This window comes from Photorhabdus heterorhabditis (genome assembly GCF_018448905.1).
Taxonomy (GTDB): Bacteria; Pseudomonadota; Gammaproteobacteria; order Enterobacterales; family Enterobacteriaceae; genus Photorhabdus; species Photorhabdus heterorhabditis.
Map to the genome: position 1 here is coordinate 15,283 of NZ_RCWA01000038.1, position 21,440 is coordinate 36,722.

Sequence of the window (21,440 nt, forward strand, 5' to 3'; positions counted from 1 at the left end):
AGAAACAATATTATTTTGAGATAATTACATAAAGAAATTTATAATGGTAATCTACCTGAAGAAATTAGGTAAGATAATGAATACATAGAAAAAATCCGGCATAAGCCATTTATACCCTATGGATTTCAAGATGGATCGCGACGGCAAGGGAGCGAATCCCCGGGAGCAGAGATAACTATGTCATAGAGAACTCTGTGACCGGGGTGAGTGAGTGCAGCCAACAAAGAGGCAACTTGAAAGATAACGGGTATATACCGGATTATGAAACAAACACAGGATCATTAGCCTCAATTAAATCATCACTGAACCTCTCCGTCACAACTGATTGTCAGTGCCATATTTAAAGCTCGAATTAAAACGACTTTATCCTCGCTATCTTCCAGCAAACTAAAATGGTTACCCGAAATAGGAATTAGCCGCAGCAAAGGAGCCGGTACTATCTGCGCCCAACCTAATGACGGCTCCATACTTAAAGGCCGTGGGTTGTCATCCGTAACCAAAGGAACGAGTGGAGAAGGTTCCATTGCATAGAACTGATGAAGAGTTACCGTTAATACTTGCGGTTCATAATCCCTGACGATTTGTGCATAATTTTCTATCTGTTCCCAACGCTTCGCGATCAAATTAGGACTCAGATTTAACGGGTATAACGCCAGTTCCTGCGCCGCGGCAATAAATTGCACCAAACTCAGTTCGTCGATTCTTTGGTACAATGCGGCAATCTCTTCAATGTGTTCTTCCCCTAAGTGCCTTACCAATTCAATAAAGAACTGAAGCTTAGGCGGTATTATCTGTTTCCTGGAATAGTGAGGCGCAGGCGTATCAATTAGCCCCAGAAAATTGATCGTCTCACCGGCATTCAAAAGTTGCTGAGCAATGGCATAAGCCAATATACCGCCAGAAGAGTAACCACATATTCGGTACGGGCCTGCCGGTTGAATGGCCTTCATAAAGATGATCATTCTTGTCACCTGCTGCTCTATCGTTGACATGGGTCCTTCACTGATAGACGGCCAAGGCAGCGCGTAAATTGGATAGCCTGATTGAATATGCTGGGCCAGCCCAAAAACATAGGAATAATCACCCATCCCACTGGGAACAAAGAACAACGGTAACCCGATTCCGTCAGGTCGCACAGGTATGGCATGACTCCGTGGCTGAGACAGCCAATCTGAGGTCATTTTTGCTGCCAGTTCCATCAGAACCGGAAATTGAAACAAATCATTCAATGTACATACCAAATCATAACCTGCGGCAAGGTTTACCATCCGCATGGCAAGTAATGAATGTCCTCCCAACGTAAAGAAGTTGTCATGTCGGCTAATCCGCTCAATACCCAATAACTCACGCCAGATAACCGCCAATGTGGTTTCTATTTCTCCCTGCGGAGCTTCATAAATCTGACGGGCAAAAGCCTCTTTACCCGGAGCAGGTAACGCCCGGCGATCTAACTTACCATTAGTGGTCAGCGGGAAGGCATCCAGACGCACAAAGGCTGTCGGCACCATGTAGTCAGGTAAAATTGTGCTCAGATAGGTACGCAGACTATTAACCAGCCCGTCCTCTGTGTCTGCCACCACATAAGCAACCAACCGCTTATCCTGTCCATCACTCAACGCCAGCACAGCCGCCTCACGCACCGCAAAATGCTCCGTTAACCGGGCTTCAATTTCTCCCGGTTCAACGCGGAAACCGCGAATTTTAACCTGCTGGTCATTCCGGCCAAGGAATTCCAAATTACCATCTGGCAGGTAGCGAGCCAGATCCCCGGTTCGGTACATACGCGCGTTCGGTACATCACTAAACGGATCTGTCAAAAAGCGTTCAGCGGTCAATTCCGGGCGATTGAGGTAACCACAAGCAACCCCATCACCGCCAACATAAATCTCACCAGCCACCCCTAACGGCACCGGCTGACCATCATCATCCAGCAAGTAAACACGCGTATTGGCTATCGGTCGGCCAATGGAGACCCTTGTCGCCCCCGGTGGTAACGCGGCAATACGGTACATGGTAGTAAAGGTAGTTCCTTCACTCGGACCATAAGTCTGCAATAATCGTTGTGGCGGACTGTTGTCCAAAACCTCAGCAATCACATGCAGAGCGGGGATATCTCCCCCGAAAATCAGAATTTTTATCTGCGGAAGAACCGGTGACAACTCTACAACCAGCCGATTAAATAATCCGACAGTTAGCCACAGAATCGTGACTCGATGATCCTGTAACACCCGTACCAACGCCTGCGGCGTTAACAAAGTGGCATGATCAATCACCACCAGCGCCCCACCGTTGAGCAAAGGCGCCCAGACTTCAAAGGTGCTGGCATCGAAAGCCGGGTTAGCGGTAAAGGACACCCGATCATCTTGCTTAATTTCCGCATAGCCATTGTTAATGACCAGCCGAACCACCGCGCGGTGAGGCACTACCACGCCTTTTGGTATACCGGTCGAGCCGGAGGTATACATGACATAAGCGGGGTCTGAACTGTGACCAGACCAATCAAGATTGAAACCTTCTTCTTCCCTGCTTGTGTCTGCCTGATCAGTAAGTCGAAATAACGGAACAGTAAGGCTAATCGGAATATCAACCCGCCCATCAGTAAGCAACAATTTGGCTGAACAATCGTTTATCAACCAATTTTTCCGCTCATCCGGCGCTCCGGGATCAATAGGAACATAAACGGCACCTACTTTGAGAATCGCCAACTGTGCCACCACCAGTTCAATCGAACGCTCTAACAGCAGTGCAACATGGTCATTCGGGCAAATTCCCTGTGCAATCAATTGACGGGCTAGCCGGTTAGCTTGAGTATTCAGTTCGGCATAGCTAAGGGTTTTATCTCCTGCGATCAATGCCGTGGCTTCCGGGGTTTTCTCCACCTGTTGTTCAAATAATTGATGAATACACAACTGATCGGGATAGATTGTTTCAGTGGCATTCCAGGTTCCCAGCAATAACGTGCGTTCAGCCTCCGGCAGGATATCTGGCATCTGCACCGATATTTCCGGGGTCTGTTCAAGTGCTCGCACCAAACTTTCCAGTGCTTGTTGCATATAACCGCATATACGTTTCGGATCAAACGGCTGAACAATTTGAGCCGTCAGCCCCAGTGCATCACCAAAATCCTCCACCGACATGACAAACGGATAATTAGTACGCTCCTGTCCACCAAAGAGTTCAATACCACTTATCGTTTCATGCAAAGTTTGCAAAGAGGCATTATGTCGATAATTCAACAGAGTATTAAAGAGTGGCGTTCCACCCGGCACACCACTACAACGCTGAGCTAACACCAGAGATGCATGCTCATGTTCCAGCAACTCAGCCAGCCGGGTATGTACTATCTGTACACTATCTCGTACTGGAGTATCATCTACATCCAGTCGTAATGGCAGGGTATTGATAAACAATCCCATTCCATTATCAACCCCTTCCCCCGCTTGCATACGCCCAAACAGGACAGTCCCGAACACCACCTGCTGTTGTCCGCTGGTACGCGACAACACCTGCGCCCAGGCAAGATGACACAAAGAAGCCAAACTCACACTCAAACGCCGGGCTTGACCCCGTAAGCGGTCATTAAGTTCAGCTGCCAGCATCTGGTGTGATTCTGTGACTTGCGAACCATCATGATGCACGTCTGTCAATCCGAATGGTAACGTCGGCTCATTGACTCCAGCCAACATGTCGGTAAAGAAGCGGGTATGCTCTTCCTGACTTACCCCCAATCGTGCCTGAGCCACCAGATTGCGGAAGGGAACCGGAACAGGCAAATTGTCCCCTTGTCCGGCAAGATACGCCTGAACTTCACGGTTCATCACCCCCAATGTTGTATGGTCACCAATCAGATGGTGCAGTAATTGCAGCACTATCCAGCGGCCATCCTGCTCCTGTGCCACCGCAAAGCGCAGCAATGGCGCCTGTTCCAAGCCAATACGATGTTGGCGTGTATCAAAACGTCGCATCAATTGATCACCAACCGGACCATCATCCGGGTGTAGGGTCAATTCAGTCACGGATAAAGGTGCTTGACGCCAAACCACCTGAACTGGAACCGATACCCCTTGCCAGATAAAAGCGGTACGCAAAATATCGTGACGATCAACTACCTGTTGAACCGCGGCCAGATAACGATCCAATAAAGGCCGGTCAGCAAAAGCCATTTGGCTGACCAGTAGATACGGATCACCTTTATTTGCCAGTAGATGATGGAACAAAATACCATCCTGCAACGGTGACAAAGCATAGATATCCTGAATATTGGTCATCCCGCCCGGCACTTGCCCGATGATACGGTCAATTTCCGCCTGAGTCAGATCAATCAGTGGCAACATCTCTGGTGTCAATGTAGTCGCTGCCGGTGTCATAACATTAGGCGGTACCACCACAACCCGGTACTGTCCCAGCGTTTGGGCAAGTTCAGACAACACCGGAAATTGGAACAAGTCACGCACGGCCAGCGTCAATCTAAGAGTACGCAAGCGCTCAACCATCCGCACAGCAAGCAACGAATGTCCCCCCAGCGCAAAGAAACTATCATGCCGACTGATCTGTTCAATTCCCAGCAATTCGCGCCAGATAGCCGCCAGTGTAGTTTCTGTCTCCCCCTGCGGGGCGGCATAAACCTGATGAGCAAAATCTTCCTCTGCCGGAACCGGCAGCGCCCGGCGATCCAGTTTGCCGTTAGGCGTCAGCGGAAAGGCATCCAGACACACAAAAGCCGCCGGCACCATATAGTCAGGCAAAATTATGCTCAAGTGGCGACGCAAGTTATTAACTAACCCGTCATCCGCTTGCGCCACCACATAGGCAATCAACCGTTTGTCTTGCCCGTCACCAGCAACTAACACGAGTGCTTCACGTACCGCAGAGTGCTCCATCAACCGAGCTTCTATTTCCCCCGGCTCAATACGGAAGCCCCTAATTTTAACCTGCTGATCATTACGGCCAACAAACACCAGATTGCCATCCGGCAAGTAACGCGCCAAATCTCCGGTTCGGTACATGCGCGCATTCGGGTCATTGCTAAATGGGTCCGTGAGAAAACGTTCAGTGGTCAGTTCTGGTTGGTTCAAATAGCCACGTGCTACACCAATACCGCCAATATACAGCTCACCTACCGCCCCCAGCGGCACCGGCTGACCGTCGGTACCCAGTAAATAAACACGTGTGTTGGCCGTCGGGCGACCCATCGGCACCCATTCATCGGTATAGTCTAGCGGGCAAGACCAGACAGTCGCACAAACAGTAATTTCCGTCGGGCCATAAGCATTGAACAGATTCACCCGACCACTCAGAGCCTGAAGCAGTGCTGCACTGGGTGCTTCACCACCCAATATTAATGTCGGTCTTATCGTCATCACCGGCAAACCCGCCCCCTCCCGGAGCATAGCTGGTGTCAAACAGGCATGTGTCACCGCCTGCTCTTCTAGGTAATGCCAAAGGTGATGTGGCTCCTGACGAACCATGTCGGCAGGAATATCTAAAGTGGCACCACCACATAGCGCCATCATGACTTCCCAAACACTGGCATCGAAACCAAACGAGGCGAACTGCAACATTCGGCTGCCTGAATGAACATCAAACTGAACAATTTTTTCCTGAATAAGATTAACTAACCCACGATGTTCAATCATCACCCCTTTCGGTGTGCCGGTTGAGCCAGAGGTATAAATCACATAGGCCAGATGACGGGAAGTCAATGAAGACACCAAGGGATTGCTGTCCGGTTGGTCAGGCAATGAATTCGGATCAAATAGAGTTAATCCGGCTAACGCTTTCTCGCCTAACGCATCACATCCAGCACTATCCGCCAGCAAAATCGCTGGCGCGGCATCGGTCAGAATATGTATTAAACGCTCACCCGGATAAGCCGGGTCCAGAGGTACATAGGCTCCGCCAGCTTTTAGTATTGCCAACAGCCCTATGACCATTGCAGGTGAGCGTGTTACGCAAATCGCTACTCGCTGATCCGGTACCACACCCAATGTAATAAGCTGGTGGGCCAGCCGGTTAGCACAGGTATTTAATTCGGCATAACTTAAACGCTGACCTTCATGCACCAACGCAATAGCATCAGGATGCTTTTCAACTTGTTGTTCAAATAACCGATGAATACACCATTGGTCAGGATACCAGGCATTTGTGGCATTCCAAGTTTCCAGTAATAGCCTGCGTTCCGCTGACGCCAAAATATCGATTTTTCCAACCAACTGCTGAGGATTAGCGGCCATCTCTTGCAGTATCGTATACAAATAACCTGTATGTCGTTCAATTGTCTGCCGATCAAACAATGCGGTGGCATAATTCAGATAACCCACAATCCTGCCATCCACCTCAGACAGATTCAGCTCAAGATCAAACTTAACCACATCAAAAGCGTGATCAACGGGTGAGATGGTCAACCCCGGTAGCCTCAATTCCATATTCTCATTGTTCTGCCAGGCAAACATCACTTGAAACAACGGGGTATGCGCCAATCGGCGCGGTGGCTGCACAATTTCTACCACCTGTTCAAATGGCAAATCCTGGTGTTCCTGTGCCGCCAGCGCGGTTTGCCGCACACGCGTAAGTAACTCGGTAATGTTCAGCGAACCTGATAAATCAATACGTAAAGCTAACGTATTGACAAAGAAACCGATCAGCGATTCCACCTCTTGGAGACTACGGCCCGCACTCGGCGTACCGATAACCAGATCTTCTTGACCTGACAAGCGCGACAGGACTATAGCCCAGGCTGACAACAGGGTCATAAATAGAGTGACACCCTGCCGTTCACTCAAATGTTTAAGGGATTTCGTTAACTCTGCATCCAAATTAACAGGCAATACATGTCCGACAAACGACTGGTGAGATGGACGTAGCCGATCAGTTGGCAAATCTAATAGGACCGGCGAGTCAGCTAGCGCAGCACGCCAATAATCAGATTGGATTTGGACTCGTTCAGCTGAAAGCCATTGACGTTGCCACGCGGCATAATCAGGGTATTGAATCGCCAACGGTGGCAACGGATCGGGCTGCTCTAGCAAGAAAGCCGAATAGAGGGCATTCAGCTCACGCATTAACACGCTAACAGACCAGCCGTCTGAAATAATGTGATGCTGGGTCAACAAGAATACATAATCATTGTCAGCCCGTTGTATCAGACAGGCACGGATCAACGGGCCACGGGTCAAATCGAATGACGTCTCAGCTTCCTGTATACACAAATGTTCAAGTTGTTGATCCACATCAGGCACTTTACGCAGATCGTATTTTTTCATTGGCAAGCCAAATTCCACTGACAACAGTTTAACTTGAGGCTGACCATCAACAGAGATGAATACAGAACGTAACGCTTCATGACGAGCAAACAGGCGATTAAGCACCTGCTGCCAGACAGCAATATCAAGCGGCCCCTGCAAACGCAGTGCTATGGGAATATGATAGGTATCACTGACTCCCTTAAATTGAGCTAGGAACCACAAGCGTTGTTGCGCGAATGACAGCGGCAACTCACCCTCACGAGATATTGGCATAATGGCGGGTAGTTTACTGCCTTGTTCTGTCAGTCGCTTACTCATCACCTCAGCAAAGGCGGCTAAAGAAGGGGATTTAAACAACATGGTCAGCGGCAATTCGATACCTAAAGCGGCTATTCGATTGATCATCCGCACAGCCAATAGTGAATGACCGCCCAGTGCGAAAAAGTTGTCATGGCGGCTAATCTGTTCAACCCCCAATAACTTGCGCCAAATAGCGGCCAAAGTAGTTTCCATCTCTCCTTGCGGCGCTGCATAAACCTGACGAGCAAACGCTTCTTCTCCCGGCGCGGGTAATGCCCGACGGTTCAGTTTACCGCCAGATGTCAGTGGAAATGTATCCAAACGCACAAAAGCCACCGGCATCATATAATCAGGCAAAATCATACTCAGATGGGTACGCAAACTATTAACTAATCCGTCATCCGCGTCTGCCACCACATAGGCAACCAGCCGCTTCTCCTGTCCGTCATCGAGAGCTAACACCGCGGCTTCACGCACCGCAAAATGTTCCGTTAACCGGGCTTCGATTTCCCCCGGTTCAACGCGGAAACCGCGAATTTTAACCTGTTGGTCATTACGGCCAAGGAATTCCAAATTACCGTCCGGCAGGTAGCGAGCCAGATCCCCGGTTCGATACATCCGCCCATTCTGTTCATCACTAAAGGGATCTGTTAGAAAACGCTCAGCCGTCAATTCCGGGCGATTGAGATAACCGCAGGCCACCCCATCTCCGCCAACATAAATCTCACCAACCACCCCCAACGGCACCGGCTGACCATAATCATCCAGCAAGTAAACACGCGTATTGGCTATCGGTCGGCCAATAGGCACTCTCATCGTTCCTTGTGGTAACGCGGCAATACGGTACATGGTGGTAAAAGTGGTTCCTTCACTCGGACCGTAAGCCTGCAATAATTGTTGCGGCGGGCTGTTGTCCAAAACCTTAGCAATCACATGCAGATCGGGGATATCTCCGCCGAAAATCAGGACTTTTATCTGCGGGAGAACCGAGGATAATTCTACTACCAGCCGGTTAAATAACCCGATAGTCAGCCACAGAATCGTAACTCGATGAACCTGTAACACCCGTACAAACTCCTGCGGCGTCAGCAAAGTGGCATAGTCAATTACCACCAGCGCCCCACCATTAAGCAAAGGCGCCCAGACTTCAAAGGTACTGGCATCAAAAGCCGGGTTAGCGGTGAAAGCAACCTTGTCATCCGGCCTGATTGCAACATAGCCGTTATTAATAACCAATCTGACCACCGCACGATGAGGCACCACCACGCCTTTTGGTGTACCGGTCGAGCCGGAGGTATACATGACATAAGCTGAATCTGAACTATGACAAGGTAAATCAAGATTGGCGCGATCTTCCGCTCTGATTGTTCCCATCTCACTGGAAAGACAGAACAGAGGAACTGCAAAATTAGTCGGAATATCAAATGGTAAATCAGTGATCAGTAACCGTGCTGAACAATCGTTTATCAACCTGTTTTTCCGCTCGTCCGGTACGCTGGGATCTATCGGCACGTATACAGCATCGACCTTGAGAATAGCCAGCTGGGCCACCACCAGTTCAATCGAACGCTCTAACAGGATTACAACGCGATCACCCGGACAAATCCCTTGTGCTACCAATTGACGGGCCAGCCGGTTAGCACTGGCATTCAGCTCTGCATAACACAGCGCCTTATCTCCTGCTATCAACGCGACGGCATCCGGGGTTTTATCCACCTGTTGTTCAAATAACTGATGGATACACAACTGGTCAGGATAAGCGACTTCCGTCGTATTCCAGATTTTCAGCAGTAAATTCCTCTCTGCTTCCGGCAAGATTTCCAGCGCCCGAACGGGTTTTTCCGGGGTCTGTTCAAGCGCCTGTACCAGACTTTCCAGTGCTTGTTGCATATAGCCGCATACGCGTTCCGGATCAAACGGCTGGACGATTTGCGCTGTCAGTCCCAACGCATCACCAAAATCCTCCACCGACAGCACAAATGGATAGTTGGTCCGCTCCTGCGCACCAAGGAACTCAACACCGTTTATCATTTCATTCGAAGCTGCTAACGGCGCATTATGCCGATAGTTCAACAGAGTACTAAAGAGCGGGGTTCCACCCTGCACACCACTGCAACGCTGAGCCAATGCCAGCGAGGCGTGTTCATGCTCTAACAGCCCTGCCAACCGGGTATGTACCGCCTGTATGCTGTCCCGCACCGGGGTATCATCGATATCCAATCGTAGCGGCAAGGTATTAATAAACAGTCCCATGCCACTGTCAGCGCCTTCGCCCGCCTGCATACGCCCAAATAGCACCGTGCCGAACACCACTTTCTTCTGGCCGCTGGTACGAGACAACACTTGCGCCCAAGCCAGATGGCACAATGTGGCTAAACTTACCCCCAGACGCCGAGCCTGATCACGTAAACGGTCATTCAAGTCAGTCGTCAGCATCCGATGCGATTGTGTTACCTGTGAACCACCATGGTGTACCTCTATCAACCCAAACGGCAACGTCGGTTCCTCCACCTCCGCTAACATGTCGGTAAAGAAACAAGTATGCTCAACCTGATTGACACCCAATTGAACCTGAGCAATCAAATGACGGAAAGGTACCGGAACCGGCAGCCTGTTCTGCTGCCCGGTAAGATACGCCTGAACCTCACGGTTCATGACTTCCATCGTAGTATGATCGCCAATCAAGTGATGCAACAATTGCAACACCACCCAACGGCCATCAGTCTCCTGCGCCATCACAAAACGTAGCAGCGGAGCCTGACTCAAATCGATACGATGCTGGCGTGGATCAAACAATTGAGCTAACTGTTCGCAGATCGGTCCGTCAGCCAGGTTCAGCACCCGTTCCGCCACGGGTAATTGAACTTGACGACAAACCACCTGAGCCGGAACAGATAATCCCTGCCAAATAAAGGCAGTGCGCAAGATATCATGGCGATCAACCACCTGCTGAACCGCCGCCAGATAACGATCCAGCAAAGGTCGGTCAGCAAAAACCATTTGACTCGCTAACAGATACGGATCACCTTCGTTCGCCAGCAGATGATGGAACAAAATACCATCCTGCAACGGCGACAAAGCATAGATATCCTGAATATTGCTAATTCCGCCAGGCACCTGCTCGACGATGTAATCAATCTCTGACTGAGTTAGCGCAATCAACGGCAACATCTCCGGCGTCAACGCCTCAGTTACCGATGTAATGATATTAGGCGGCACCACCACAGCCTGATATTGTGCCAACGTTTGAGCAAGTTCAGACAGCACTGGAGATTTAAACAGATCACGCACTGCCAACGTTAAACCCAGATTACGCAAACGCTCAACCATCTGCACAGCGAGCAACGAATGTCCTCCCAGCGTGAAGAAACTATCGTGCCGGCTAATCTGCTCAACTCCCAACAAATCACGCCAGATAGCGGCCAAAGCAACCTCAGTGTCCCCTTGCGGTGCTTCATAAACCTGATGAGCAAAAGCGTCCTCTCCCGGAGCCGGTAATGCCTGACGATCTAATTTACCGTTAGAGGTCAACGGAAAAGCATCCAGACACACAAAAGCCGCTGGCACCATATATTCAGGCAGAATTGCACTTAAATAAGTCCGTAAATTATTAACCAATTCGTCATTCGCATCTGCCACCACATAGGCAACCAACCGCTTATCTTGCCCATCTCCCAACGCCAGTACAGCGGCCTCCCGTACCACAGGATATGCCATTAGCCGCGCTTCAATTTCCCCCGGTTCAATGCGGAAACCCCGAATTTTCACCTGTTGGTCATTACGGCCAAGGAACTCCAGATTACCGTCAGGCAAGAAGCGGGCCAGATCCCCGGTTCGATACATCCGCGCATTTGGTTGATCACTAAACGGATCTGTCAGAAAGCGTTCAGCCGTCAGTTCAGGCCGATTGAGGTAACCACAAGCCACCCCATCACCCCCCACATAAATCTCACCGATCACCCCCAACGGTACCGGTTGACCATAACCATTCAGTAGATAAACACGAGTATTCGCTATCGGTCGGCCAATGGGGACCCTCACCGTTCTCAATGGTAATGTTGCGATACGGTACATCGTCGTAAAAGTGGTTCCTTCACTCGGACCGTAAGCCTGTAATAATTGCTGTGGCGGGCTGTTGTCCAAAACCCCAGCAATTACATGTGGATCGGGGATATCCCCCCCGAAAATCAGAACTTTTATTTGCGGAAGAATGGGGGATAACCTTGCCACTAACCGGTTAAACAACCCAATAGTCAGCCACAGAATCGTGATTTGATGAGCCTGTAACGCTTGTACAAATTCCTGTGGTGTCAGCAAAGTAGCGCGATCAATAACCACCAATGTGCCACCGTTAAGCAAAGGCGCCCAGACTTCAAACGTACTGGCATCAAAAGCCGGGTTCGCCGTAAAAGCAACCTTGTCATCCAGCCCGATTGCGGCATAACCGTTATTAATAACCAGCCTGATTACCGCACGATGAGGCACCACCACGCCTTTCGGTGTGCCGGTCGAACCGGAGGTATACATGACATAAGCTGAATCTGAACTGAGACAAGGTACATTGAGATTGAAACACGCTTTCTCCCTGATGGTGTCCATCTCACTGGAGAGACGAAACAGCGGAACCGCAAGGTCAATCGGGATATCAAACTGCAAATCAGTGAGCAGCAATTTGGCTGAACAATCGTTTATCAACCCGTTTTTCCGTTCGTCCGGCACGCTGGGATCTATCGGCACATAAACAGCACCAGCTTTAAGAATGGCTAATTGTGCCACCACCAATTCAACCGAGCGTTCTAACATAATCGCCACGTGGTCATCCGGGCAAACCCGCAGTTCAATCAGTCGATGGGCCAATCGGTTAGCATAAGCATTCAGTTCCGCATAACTGAGGATTTTATCTCCCGCTATCAGCGCTGTCGCTACCGGGGTTTTCTCTGCCTGTTGTTCAAATAACTGATGAATACACAACTGGTCAGGATACGGTGCTTTAGTCGCATTCCAGATTTCCAACAGCAACCTGCGCTCCGCCGACGTCAGAATATCGATCTCCCCGACTGATTGCTGAGGGTTAGTCACCATCTCTTGCAGCACCGTGTACAGATACCCCAAATGCCGCTCGATGGTTTGTTGATCAAACAGGGCCGTTGCATAACTCAAATAACCAACAATCTTGTCATCCTTCTCAGACAAGTTCAGTTCAAGATCAAACTTAGCGGTATCAAGGCATTGCTCGGCAGGTGAGACTGCCAGCCCCGGCAGTTTCCAATCTGGATTCTCATTGTTCTGCCAGGCAAACATCACCTGAAACAGGGGTGTATGCGCCAATCGGCGCGGCGGTTGCACTATTTCCACCACTTGTTCAAATGGCAGATCCTGATGCTCCTGAGCTGCCAATGCTGTCTGACGCACACGAGCAAGCAACTCAACCACATTTGGCGCACCCGATAAATCGATACGTAAGGCCAACGTATTAACAAAAAAGCCGATCAACGATTCCACTTCCTGGCGACTGCGACCCGCACTTGGTGTACCAATAACCAGATCTTCCTGACCTGACAGACGCGATAAGACCGTAGCCCAGGCTGACAGCAAGGTCATGAACAATGTGCCCCCCTGCTGCTCGCTCAAACGCTTCAAGGATTGGGTTAATTCGGCATCCAGATTGACAGGCAATAAATTCCCCGCAAATGATTGCTGGACAGGACGTGGTCGGTCAGTTGGCAAATCCAACAATACCGGCACATCAGCCAATATCGTGCGCCAATAGTCAGATTGGTTCTGAATACGCTCAGCCGAAAGCCACTGACGCTGCCAGGCGGCGTAATCAGGGTACTGAATCGGTAATGCAGGCAATGGATCAGGTTGCCCGGTCAGAAAAGCCGTATAGAGAGTACTTAATTCACGCATCAGTATGCTGACAGACCAGCCATCGAAAACAATATGATGCAGGGTCAACAGGAATAGGTAATCATCGTTAGCCAGTTGTATCAAAGCAGAGCGGATTAACGGCCCACGAGCGAGATTAAACAGTGTTTCAGACTCCTGCATGCGCAGATATTTAAGTTGTTTCTCCACATCAGGTACTTTACGCAGATCGTATTTTTTCATCGGCAGGCCAAATTCCGTCGGCAACAGTTCGATCTGGGGATGACCATCAACTGTCACAAATATGGAACGTAAAGCCTCATGACGAGCAAATAGGTGATTAAGTGCGCGCTGCCAGGCAGCGATATCGAACTGACCACGCAAACTCAATGCTACCGGGATATGATAGGTATTACTGACCTCGTCAAATTGGGCGAGGAACCACAAACGCTGTTGCGCAAATGACAGAGGTAACTCGCTATCGCGGGATATCGGCATGATTGCGGGTAATATGCTATCTGGTTCACCAAACTGAACACTCATCTTCTCGGCAAAAGCTGACAATGAAGGAAATTCAAATAACGTGCTCAACGGCAGTTTGATGCCTAAAGCGGCTATCCGGTTCATCATCCGAACAGCCAATAGTGAATGACCACCCAGTGCGAAAAAGTTGTCATGCCGACTTATCTGTCCAATTCCCAGCAATTCATGCCAGATAGTCGCCAAAGCAATCTCAGTTTCCCCTTGCGGCGCTTCATAGATCTGACGGGCAAAATCCTCTTCCCCCGGAGCCGGTAGCGCCCGGAGATCCCGTTTGTCGTTAGGTGTGAGCGGAAAGGCATCCAGACGCACGAAAGCCGCTGGCACCATATAGTCAGGTAAAATTGTACTTAAATGCTCACGCAGACCAACCACTAACCCGTCATCTGGCTCGGCCACCACATAAGCAACCAGCCGTTTATCTTGTCCATCACTTACCGCTAATACCAATGCTTCACTCACCGCCGGATGCTCGGTCAAACGCGCTTCGATTTCTCCCGGTTCAATCCGAAAACCCCGGATTTTAACCTGTTGGTCATTACGACCAACAAACACCAGATTGCCATCCGGCAGGTAGCGGGCCAAATCCCCGGTTCGATACATGCGTGCATTCGGTACATCACTAAATGGATCTGTCAGAAAGCGTTCAGCGGTCAATTCCGGGCGATTAAAGTAACCACAGGCAACCCCATTGCCGCCAACATAAATCTCACCGGTCGCACCTAGTGGCACCGGTTGCCTATACGCGTCTAACAGATAGAGGCGCGTGTTAGCAATTGGCCGGCCAATAGGGATCTTTGCTACTCCCGGCGGTAACGCCGTAATGGGATATATCGTGGTAAAGGTGGTGCCTTCACTTGGGCCATAAGCTTGTAATAATTGTTGCGGCGGATTCTTGTCCAAAACCTGAGCGATCACATGCGGATCGAGGACCTCTCCGCCGAAAATCAAAATCTTGATCTGAGCAAGCACCGGAGACAACTCCGCCACCAACCGGTGAAGCAAGCCAACACTCATCCACAGAATAGTGATTCGATAAGCCTGTAAAGCTCGTACAAAATCCGATGGCGTCAGTAAAGTAGCATGGTCGATAACCACCAATGTTCCACCGTTGAGCAACGGCGCCCAAACTTCAAATGTGCTGGCATCAAAAGCGGGATTCGCGGTAAAGGCAACCCGATCATCCTGTCCGATTTCCGCATAGCCATTATTCATCACCAGTCGGACCACAGCACGATGAGGCACTACCACCCCTTTTGGTGTACCGGTCGAACCGGAGGTATACATAATATACGCTGACTTGGCGCTGAAACCGGGTAAGTCAAGATTGCAACGCTCCTCTTCCCTGTCCGTAATGGGATCGCTGGAGAGATGAAATAACGGCACAGCAAGACCAGTTGGGATATCAGCCTGCTCATCAGTGAGCAGCAATTTGGCTGAACAATCGTTTATCAGCCAATTTTTCCGCTTATCCGGCATTCTGGGATCGACGGGAACATAAACGGCACCAACTTTGAGAATAGCCAGTTGTACCACCACCAGCTCAACAGAGCGTTCTAATAAGATCGCCACATGGTCATCTGGTAAGATGCCCTGTTCAATCAGTTGACGAGCCAGTCGATTCGCACAAACATTCAGTTCCACGTAACTGAAAGTCTTATCTCCTGCTATCAGCGCTATGGCCTCTGGGGTTTTCTCCACCTGCTGTTCAAACAACTGATGAATGCATAGCTGGTCAGGATACGGCGCCTCGGTGGCGTTCCAGATTTTCAGCAACAGCTGTTGCTCTGCTTCTGGCAAGATGTTCAATCTGCGTACCGGTGTTTCTGGCGCCTGTTCAAGCACTTCCACCAGGCTTTCTAATGCCTGTTGCATATAACCACATACCCGTTCTGGATCAAACGGCTGCACCACTTGGGCGATCAACCCCAAAGTGGAACCACCGTCCTCTACCGACAGCACAAACGGATAGTTAGTACGTTCTTCTTCGCTAAGGAATTCAATACCCGGCACAACCTTATCCGGCGTCATCGGCTGATCGTTATGCAGATAGTTCAATAAGGAACTAAAAAGTGGCATTTCGCCCTGTACACCACTGCAACGCTGAGCCAGCGCTAACGATGCATGTTCATGATCCAACAATGCTGCTAATCGGGTATGTGCGGCCTGTACGCTGTCCCGTACCGAAGTGTCATCAATATCCAACCGCAACGGCAAGGTATTGATAAACAGCCCCATCCCGCTATCAGCCCCATCACCCGCCTGCATACGCCCAAACAATACCGTGCCAAACACCACCTGTTGCTGCCCGCTGGTACGCGACAATACCTGCGCCCAAGCCAAATGACACAAAGCAGCCAGACTAACGCCCAGACGCCTCGCCTGATTGCGCAAGCGGTCATTCAGCGTGGCTGTCAGCATTCGGTGCAATTGGGTGACTTGTGAACCATCACGATGGACCTCCACCAATCCAAACGGTAACGTCGGTTCATCTACCTCAGCCAGCATGTCAGTAAAGAAGCGGATATGCTCTTCCTGACTTACCCCCAATCGGGCTTGAGCCACTAAATTGCGGAAAGGTACCGGTGCAGGCAGACTACCCTCCTGCCCGGAAAAATACGCCTGAACTTCGTGGTTCATGATTTCCATCGTGGTATGGTCGCCAGTCAAATGATGCTGCAATTGCAATACTATCCAGCGACCATCCGTTTCCTGTGTCACTATAAAGCACAACAACGGTGCCTGGCCCAAATCGAGGTGATGCTGACGTAAGTCAAAACGCTGGGTTAACTGGTCAATAATTGGGCCATCAGCGGGATTCAGCATCAACTCAGTCACTGACAAAGGTGCCTGACGCCAAACAACCTGAGCCGGAACTGACAATCCTTCCCAGAGAAAAGCCGTACGTAAAATATCGTGACGATCAACCACCTGTTGAACCACTGCCAGATAACGGTCCAACAAAGGCCGATCATTGAAGGCCATCATATAGGCCAACAGATACGGGTCACCTTCATTTGTGAGTAAATGGTGGAACAAAATACCGTCCTGTAGCGGCGACAGAGCATAGATATCCTGAATATTGGCGATCCCTCCCGGCACCTGTCCGACGATACGGTCAATATCAAGCTGAGTTAGATCAATCAGTGGCAGCATCTCCGGCGTCAATACTGTCGTTGCCGATGTAATCACATTAGGCGGTACCACTACTATAGCCTGATGCTGCCCCAACATATGAGCAAGCTCAGACAATACTGGATATCGGAATAAATCGCGGGCAACCAACGTTAACCCAAGGTTACGCAGACGCTCAATCATCCGTAAGGCAAAGAGAGAATGACCACCCAACGCAAAAAAGTTGTCATGTCGGCTAATCTGCTCAATACCCAACAATTCACGCCAGATAGTCGCCAACGTGGCTTCTATTTCCCCCTGCGGTGCTGCATAAATCTGACGAGCAAAAGCCTCCTCACCCGGAGCAGGCAACGCCCGGCGATCTAACTTACCATTAGGAGTCAGCGGGAAGGCATCCAGACGCACAAAAGCCGCTGGCACCATGTAGTCAGGTAAAATTGTACTCAGGTAGGTATGCAGATTATTAACCAACTCCTCATCCGCGTCTGCCACCACGTAGGCAACTAACCGCTTATCCTGCCTATCATCCTGAACCAGCACAACAGCCTCACGTATCGCAGAATATTCCGTTAGTCGAGCTTCGATTTCTCCCGGTTCAATGCGGAAACCCCGAATTTTAACCTGCTGGTCATTACGGCCAAGGAATTCCAAATTACCGTCCGACAAATAGCGCGCTAAATCCCCGGTTCGATACATACGCGCATTCGTCTTATGACTAAATGGATCGACCAGAAAGCGCTCAGCGGTCAATTCCGGGCGATTGAGATAACCGCTGGCCACCCCATCACCGCCAATATAAATCTCACCGATACCCCCCAACGGCACTGGCTGACCATAATCATCCAGCAAGTAAACACGCGTATTGGCTATCGGTCGGCCAATGGGAACCTTCGCCATCCCCGGAGGTAACAACGCGATACGATACATCGTGGTAAACGTCGTTCCTTCCGTCGGGCCATAGGCTTGCAATAACTGTTGAGGCGAATTTTTGTCCAAAACCTTAGCAATTACATGCCGATCGGGAATATCCCCCCCGAAAATCAGCATTTTTATCTGTGGAAGCACCGAGGACAACTCAGCTACCAATCGGTTAAATAACCCAATCGTTAACCACAAAATCGTGATGTGATGAGCTTGTAACTCCTGTATAAACGCTTGCGGCGTCAGCAACGTGGCATGATCAATCACCACCAACGCTCCACCATTAAGCAAAGGCGCCCAGATTTCAAAGGTACTGGCATCGAAAGCCGGGTTAGCGGTGAAAGCAACCCGGTCATCCTGCCCGATTTCTGCATAGCCATTATCAATAACCAGCCGAATTACCGCATGATGAGGTACGATGACTCCTTTGGGTGTACCCGTCGAACCAGAGGTATACATGACATAAGCAGCGTCTGAACTGCGACAAGGTAAATCAAGATTGAAATCCGTCTCATCTTCCCCGGACGCATCTACCTCCGCAGAAATACACAATAACGGAACAATCAGGCCAATCGGGATATCAGACTGTACATCAGTGATGAGTAACCGAGCTGAGCAATCGTTTATCAACCTGTTTTTCCGCTCGTCCGGCACACTAGGATCGATAGGAACATAAACGGCCCCCGCTTTGAGGATAGCCAACTGTGCTACCACCAGTTCAATCGAACGCTCTAACAGGATTACAATGTGATCACCCGGGCTAATCCCCAGAGCAATCAATTGACGAGCCAGTCGGTTAACACCCGCATTGAGTTCAGCATAGCTAAGGGTCTTATCTCCTGCTATCAATGCGGTGGCCGCCGGAGTTTTCTCCACCTGTTGTTCGAATAGCTGATGAATACACAGCTGGTCAGGATAGATTGTTTCAGTGGCGTTCCAGGTTTCCAACAGTAGTGTGCGTTCGGACTCAGGTAATAAATTAAGCTGCCAAACTGGTATTTCATCACCTACTTTTTCCGCTGATGCCAACACCTGTAAATGTTCACTCATCCGCTGAACATCTTCTACGAGCAAACGAGTTGCATCGTAGATCCAGCGAAAACCACCCTGTGCATTAATCTGCAATGTCAGAAGTTCACCTGACACATCCTTCTCCCACTGTCTGTCATCCTTTATGACCGAGACAGCAATCCGCCATGGCTGGCAGGCTGTTAACGCTGGAATAACACTTAATGCAGGAGAACGGGAAAGAAGGTCACAACAAAATGTACGGTGTTGCGCTAAGCATGTAAGTTCGTTACTAATCCAGTCAGCGACTACACTCCACGGCTTATCAAATGCTACCTCAATCGCCATGGGAACCACTGGTGACAAACCAGCCAATAAACCCAGTTCATCTTTTGCTTCATCCACATACCAACCGATTTGGAACTTGGTCTGATGAGTCAAACGCGCCAGATAAATGGCGAATGTCTGCAACAACATCGGCAATGGATCTGTTTCACTGTTTTTCGGCAACGGAGGTTGCCAGACACTCATTGCCCATCTGGGTTCTACCTGCTCCCCGGCAATTTCGAAAGGTAATTGGAATGGCTGCCAAGAGGCAAGACGCTCACACCAGAATGATTCACTGGGTGCCAATGACTGGAGAGTATTTTTTACATTCTGTGCTTGTTGTGGAGAAAGCAAAGGTAATGATTTACCCGGACTGAGTTCTGATATAGCAGCCAGTTCACCAGTAGATAATAATTTGCCTTCAAGAGTGGTAAACCCACCAATCCGCACATCTCCACTGCCCGTCGTGACTTGCCAGGCGTTCTCTTCTACATCAATCAACGTACCTGGTGCCGCCTGAGAACAACAGTTCAACCGTTCAAGCCAAGAAATTCGCACGGTGCCCTGCTTAAGCAACACTTTCGGACAGCCCAGTGGATTTAGATAATTCTCGCCAAAATCTAAAGCCCGTACCAACGCTGACAATACTTCACCCGGCTGCTCCCAACACAGATATCCCCCACCATCAGGCCGATGTGACTGAGCATAAAAACTCCGTTGCGAGAGATCTTGTGGATGGGTCACCAACGTGCCCTGACCAAGATCCTGCAACAATTTAATAAATCCTTCCTGAGCAGCCTGATAACATTTTAGATTCAATGAAAATGCACTATCGTGTTCCCCAATAGATACCGGCCATTGCACAGCAATATCGCAGGCATCCACACCCGCTTCAATGCAATGCCAGGAAATAGCATAATGTGCCTCCTGCGCTAACAACGCCCAAGAAGTGGCATGACAACCCGCATAGCGGGGTAAGGGGCTATCGTGATAGTTAAAAGCGCCGCCGCGAATCTGTTCAATCAACGACATAGGCAGAATGATCGGACTAGCGATTGAGAAAAGCCAATCGACAGGGTGTAGCATGATTTGCTGTTGTAATGCGTCAACAGAGTCCACACAAACGATTCCTTGCTGGACAGCCCAGGTTTGCAAAACATCATCATCAGTTAGCACCGCTTGTATTGTATGCCCAGCCGATTGAATTTGCTCGGCACAGAATACTGCAAGAGTTGTTCCTCCCACCACGACACAGATACGTGATGAAGTAGGAATATTATTTACGTTATTGATTATATTTTCTGACGTCTGAGAGGGGAGTGCTACTTTAAGGACATTTCCCGCGTTAGCAATGCTATCTTTCATTTACAACCTCAACAATTCTGTTAGATATTTGAAAACTGTCTTTCCCGACAGTCATCAAAGTGCTTTCTTTTACTTTTCCCCGTTTTATCTTTGGAGGAATAAAGACGGACTTGCCAAGCATCAATCAAGATACTCAGACAATACTTTCTCTCTGGCATTGAGTGTAAATAATCGCTTGATTAACCATGCTGTGGTGATAATTCACCTAACAATGGAATAAATGATTCATTCTATGAACCGTAAACAAGCACTCTGTTTCGTCCCTGTTTTTTATATCAATGTCTATGATGAGTTGGCGTTTAATTCCATGACTTAAAAAGGATTTATAGACGACTAATTGGTATGAGTTGACTTCGATCACGCTCCAAAAATAAAGATTATCATTCTAATAATGAACAAAAAACCCCTGCCAAAGCAACTTATTAAACATTTACAAATACATCTTGTATATTTAATTACTCAAAGATATAAGTTTAGGTTAGAATCAATTTCACCACATGTTATTTAATAATAAAATCCTATGATTAATGTGAAAGTTAATTACATTTAACTTCGTAAAGAAATAATTTCAAATTAAAATCAACCTTATTATATATTATTTAGTATAATATAGCTAAGATCACCATTAATGCAATACCGTATTGATTATCAGGCAACATATTCTAAGAGAGTTATTCTTTGATATGATTTATCGGATGGTGCAAACAGGATTCAAGCTTTATACCGTTTAGT

1 protein-coding gene is annotated in these 21,440 nt (G+C 49.1%); it reads right to left on the reverse strand.

Annotated features, from left to right (window positions below; all coding sequences use genetic code 11):
• Nucleotides 1-299 precede the first annotated feature (299 nt).
• Entirely contained in the window at nucleotides 300-20,708 is a 20,409-nt protein-coding gene (locus EAE89_RS18570) for a non-ribosomal peptide synthase/polyketide synthase (RefSeq protein WP_214086385.1), read from the reverse strand.
• Between the last annotated feature and the right edge of the window lie 732 nt (nucleotides 20,709-21,440).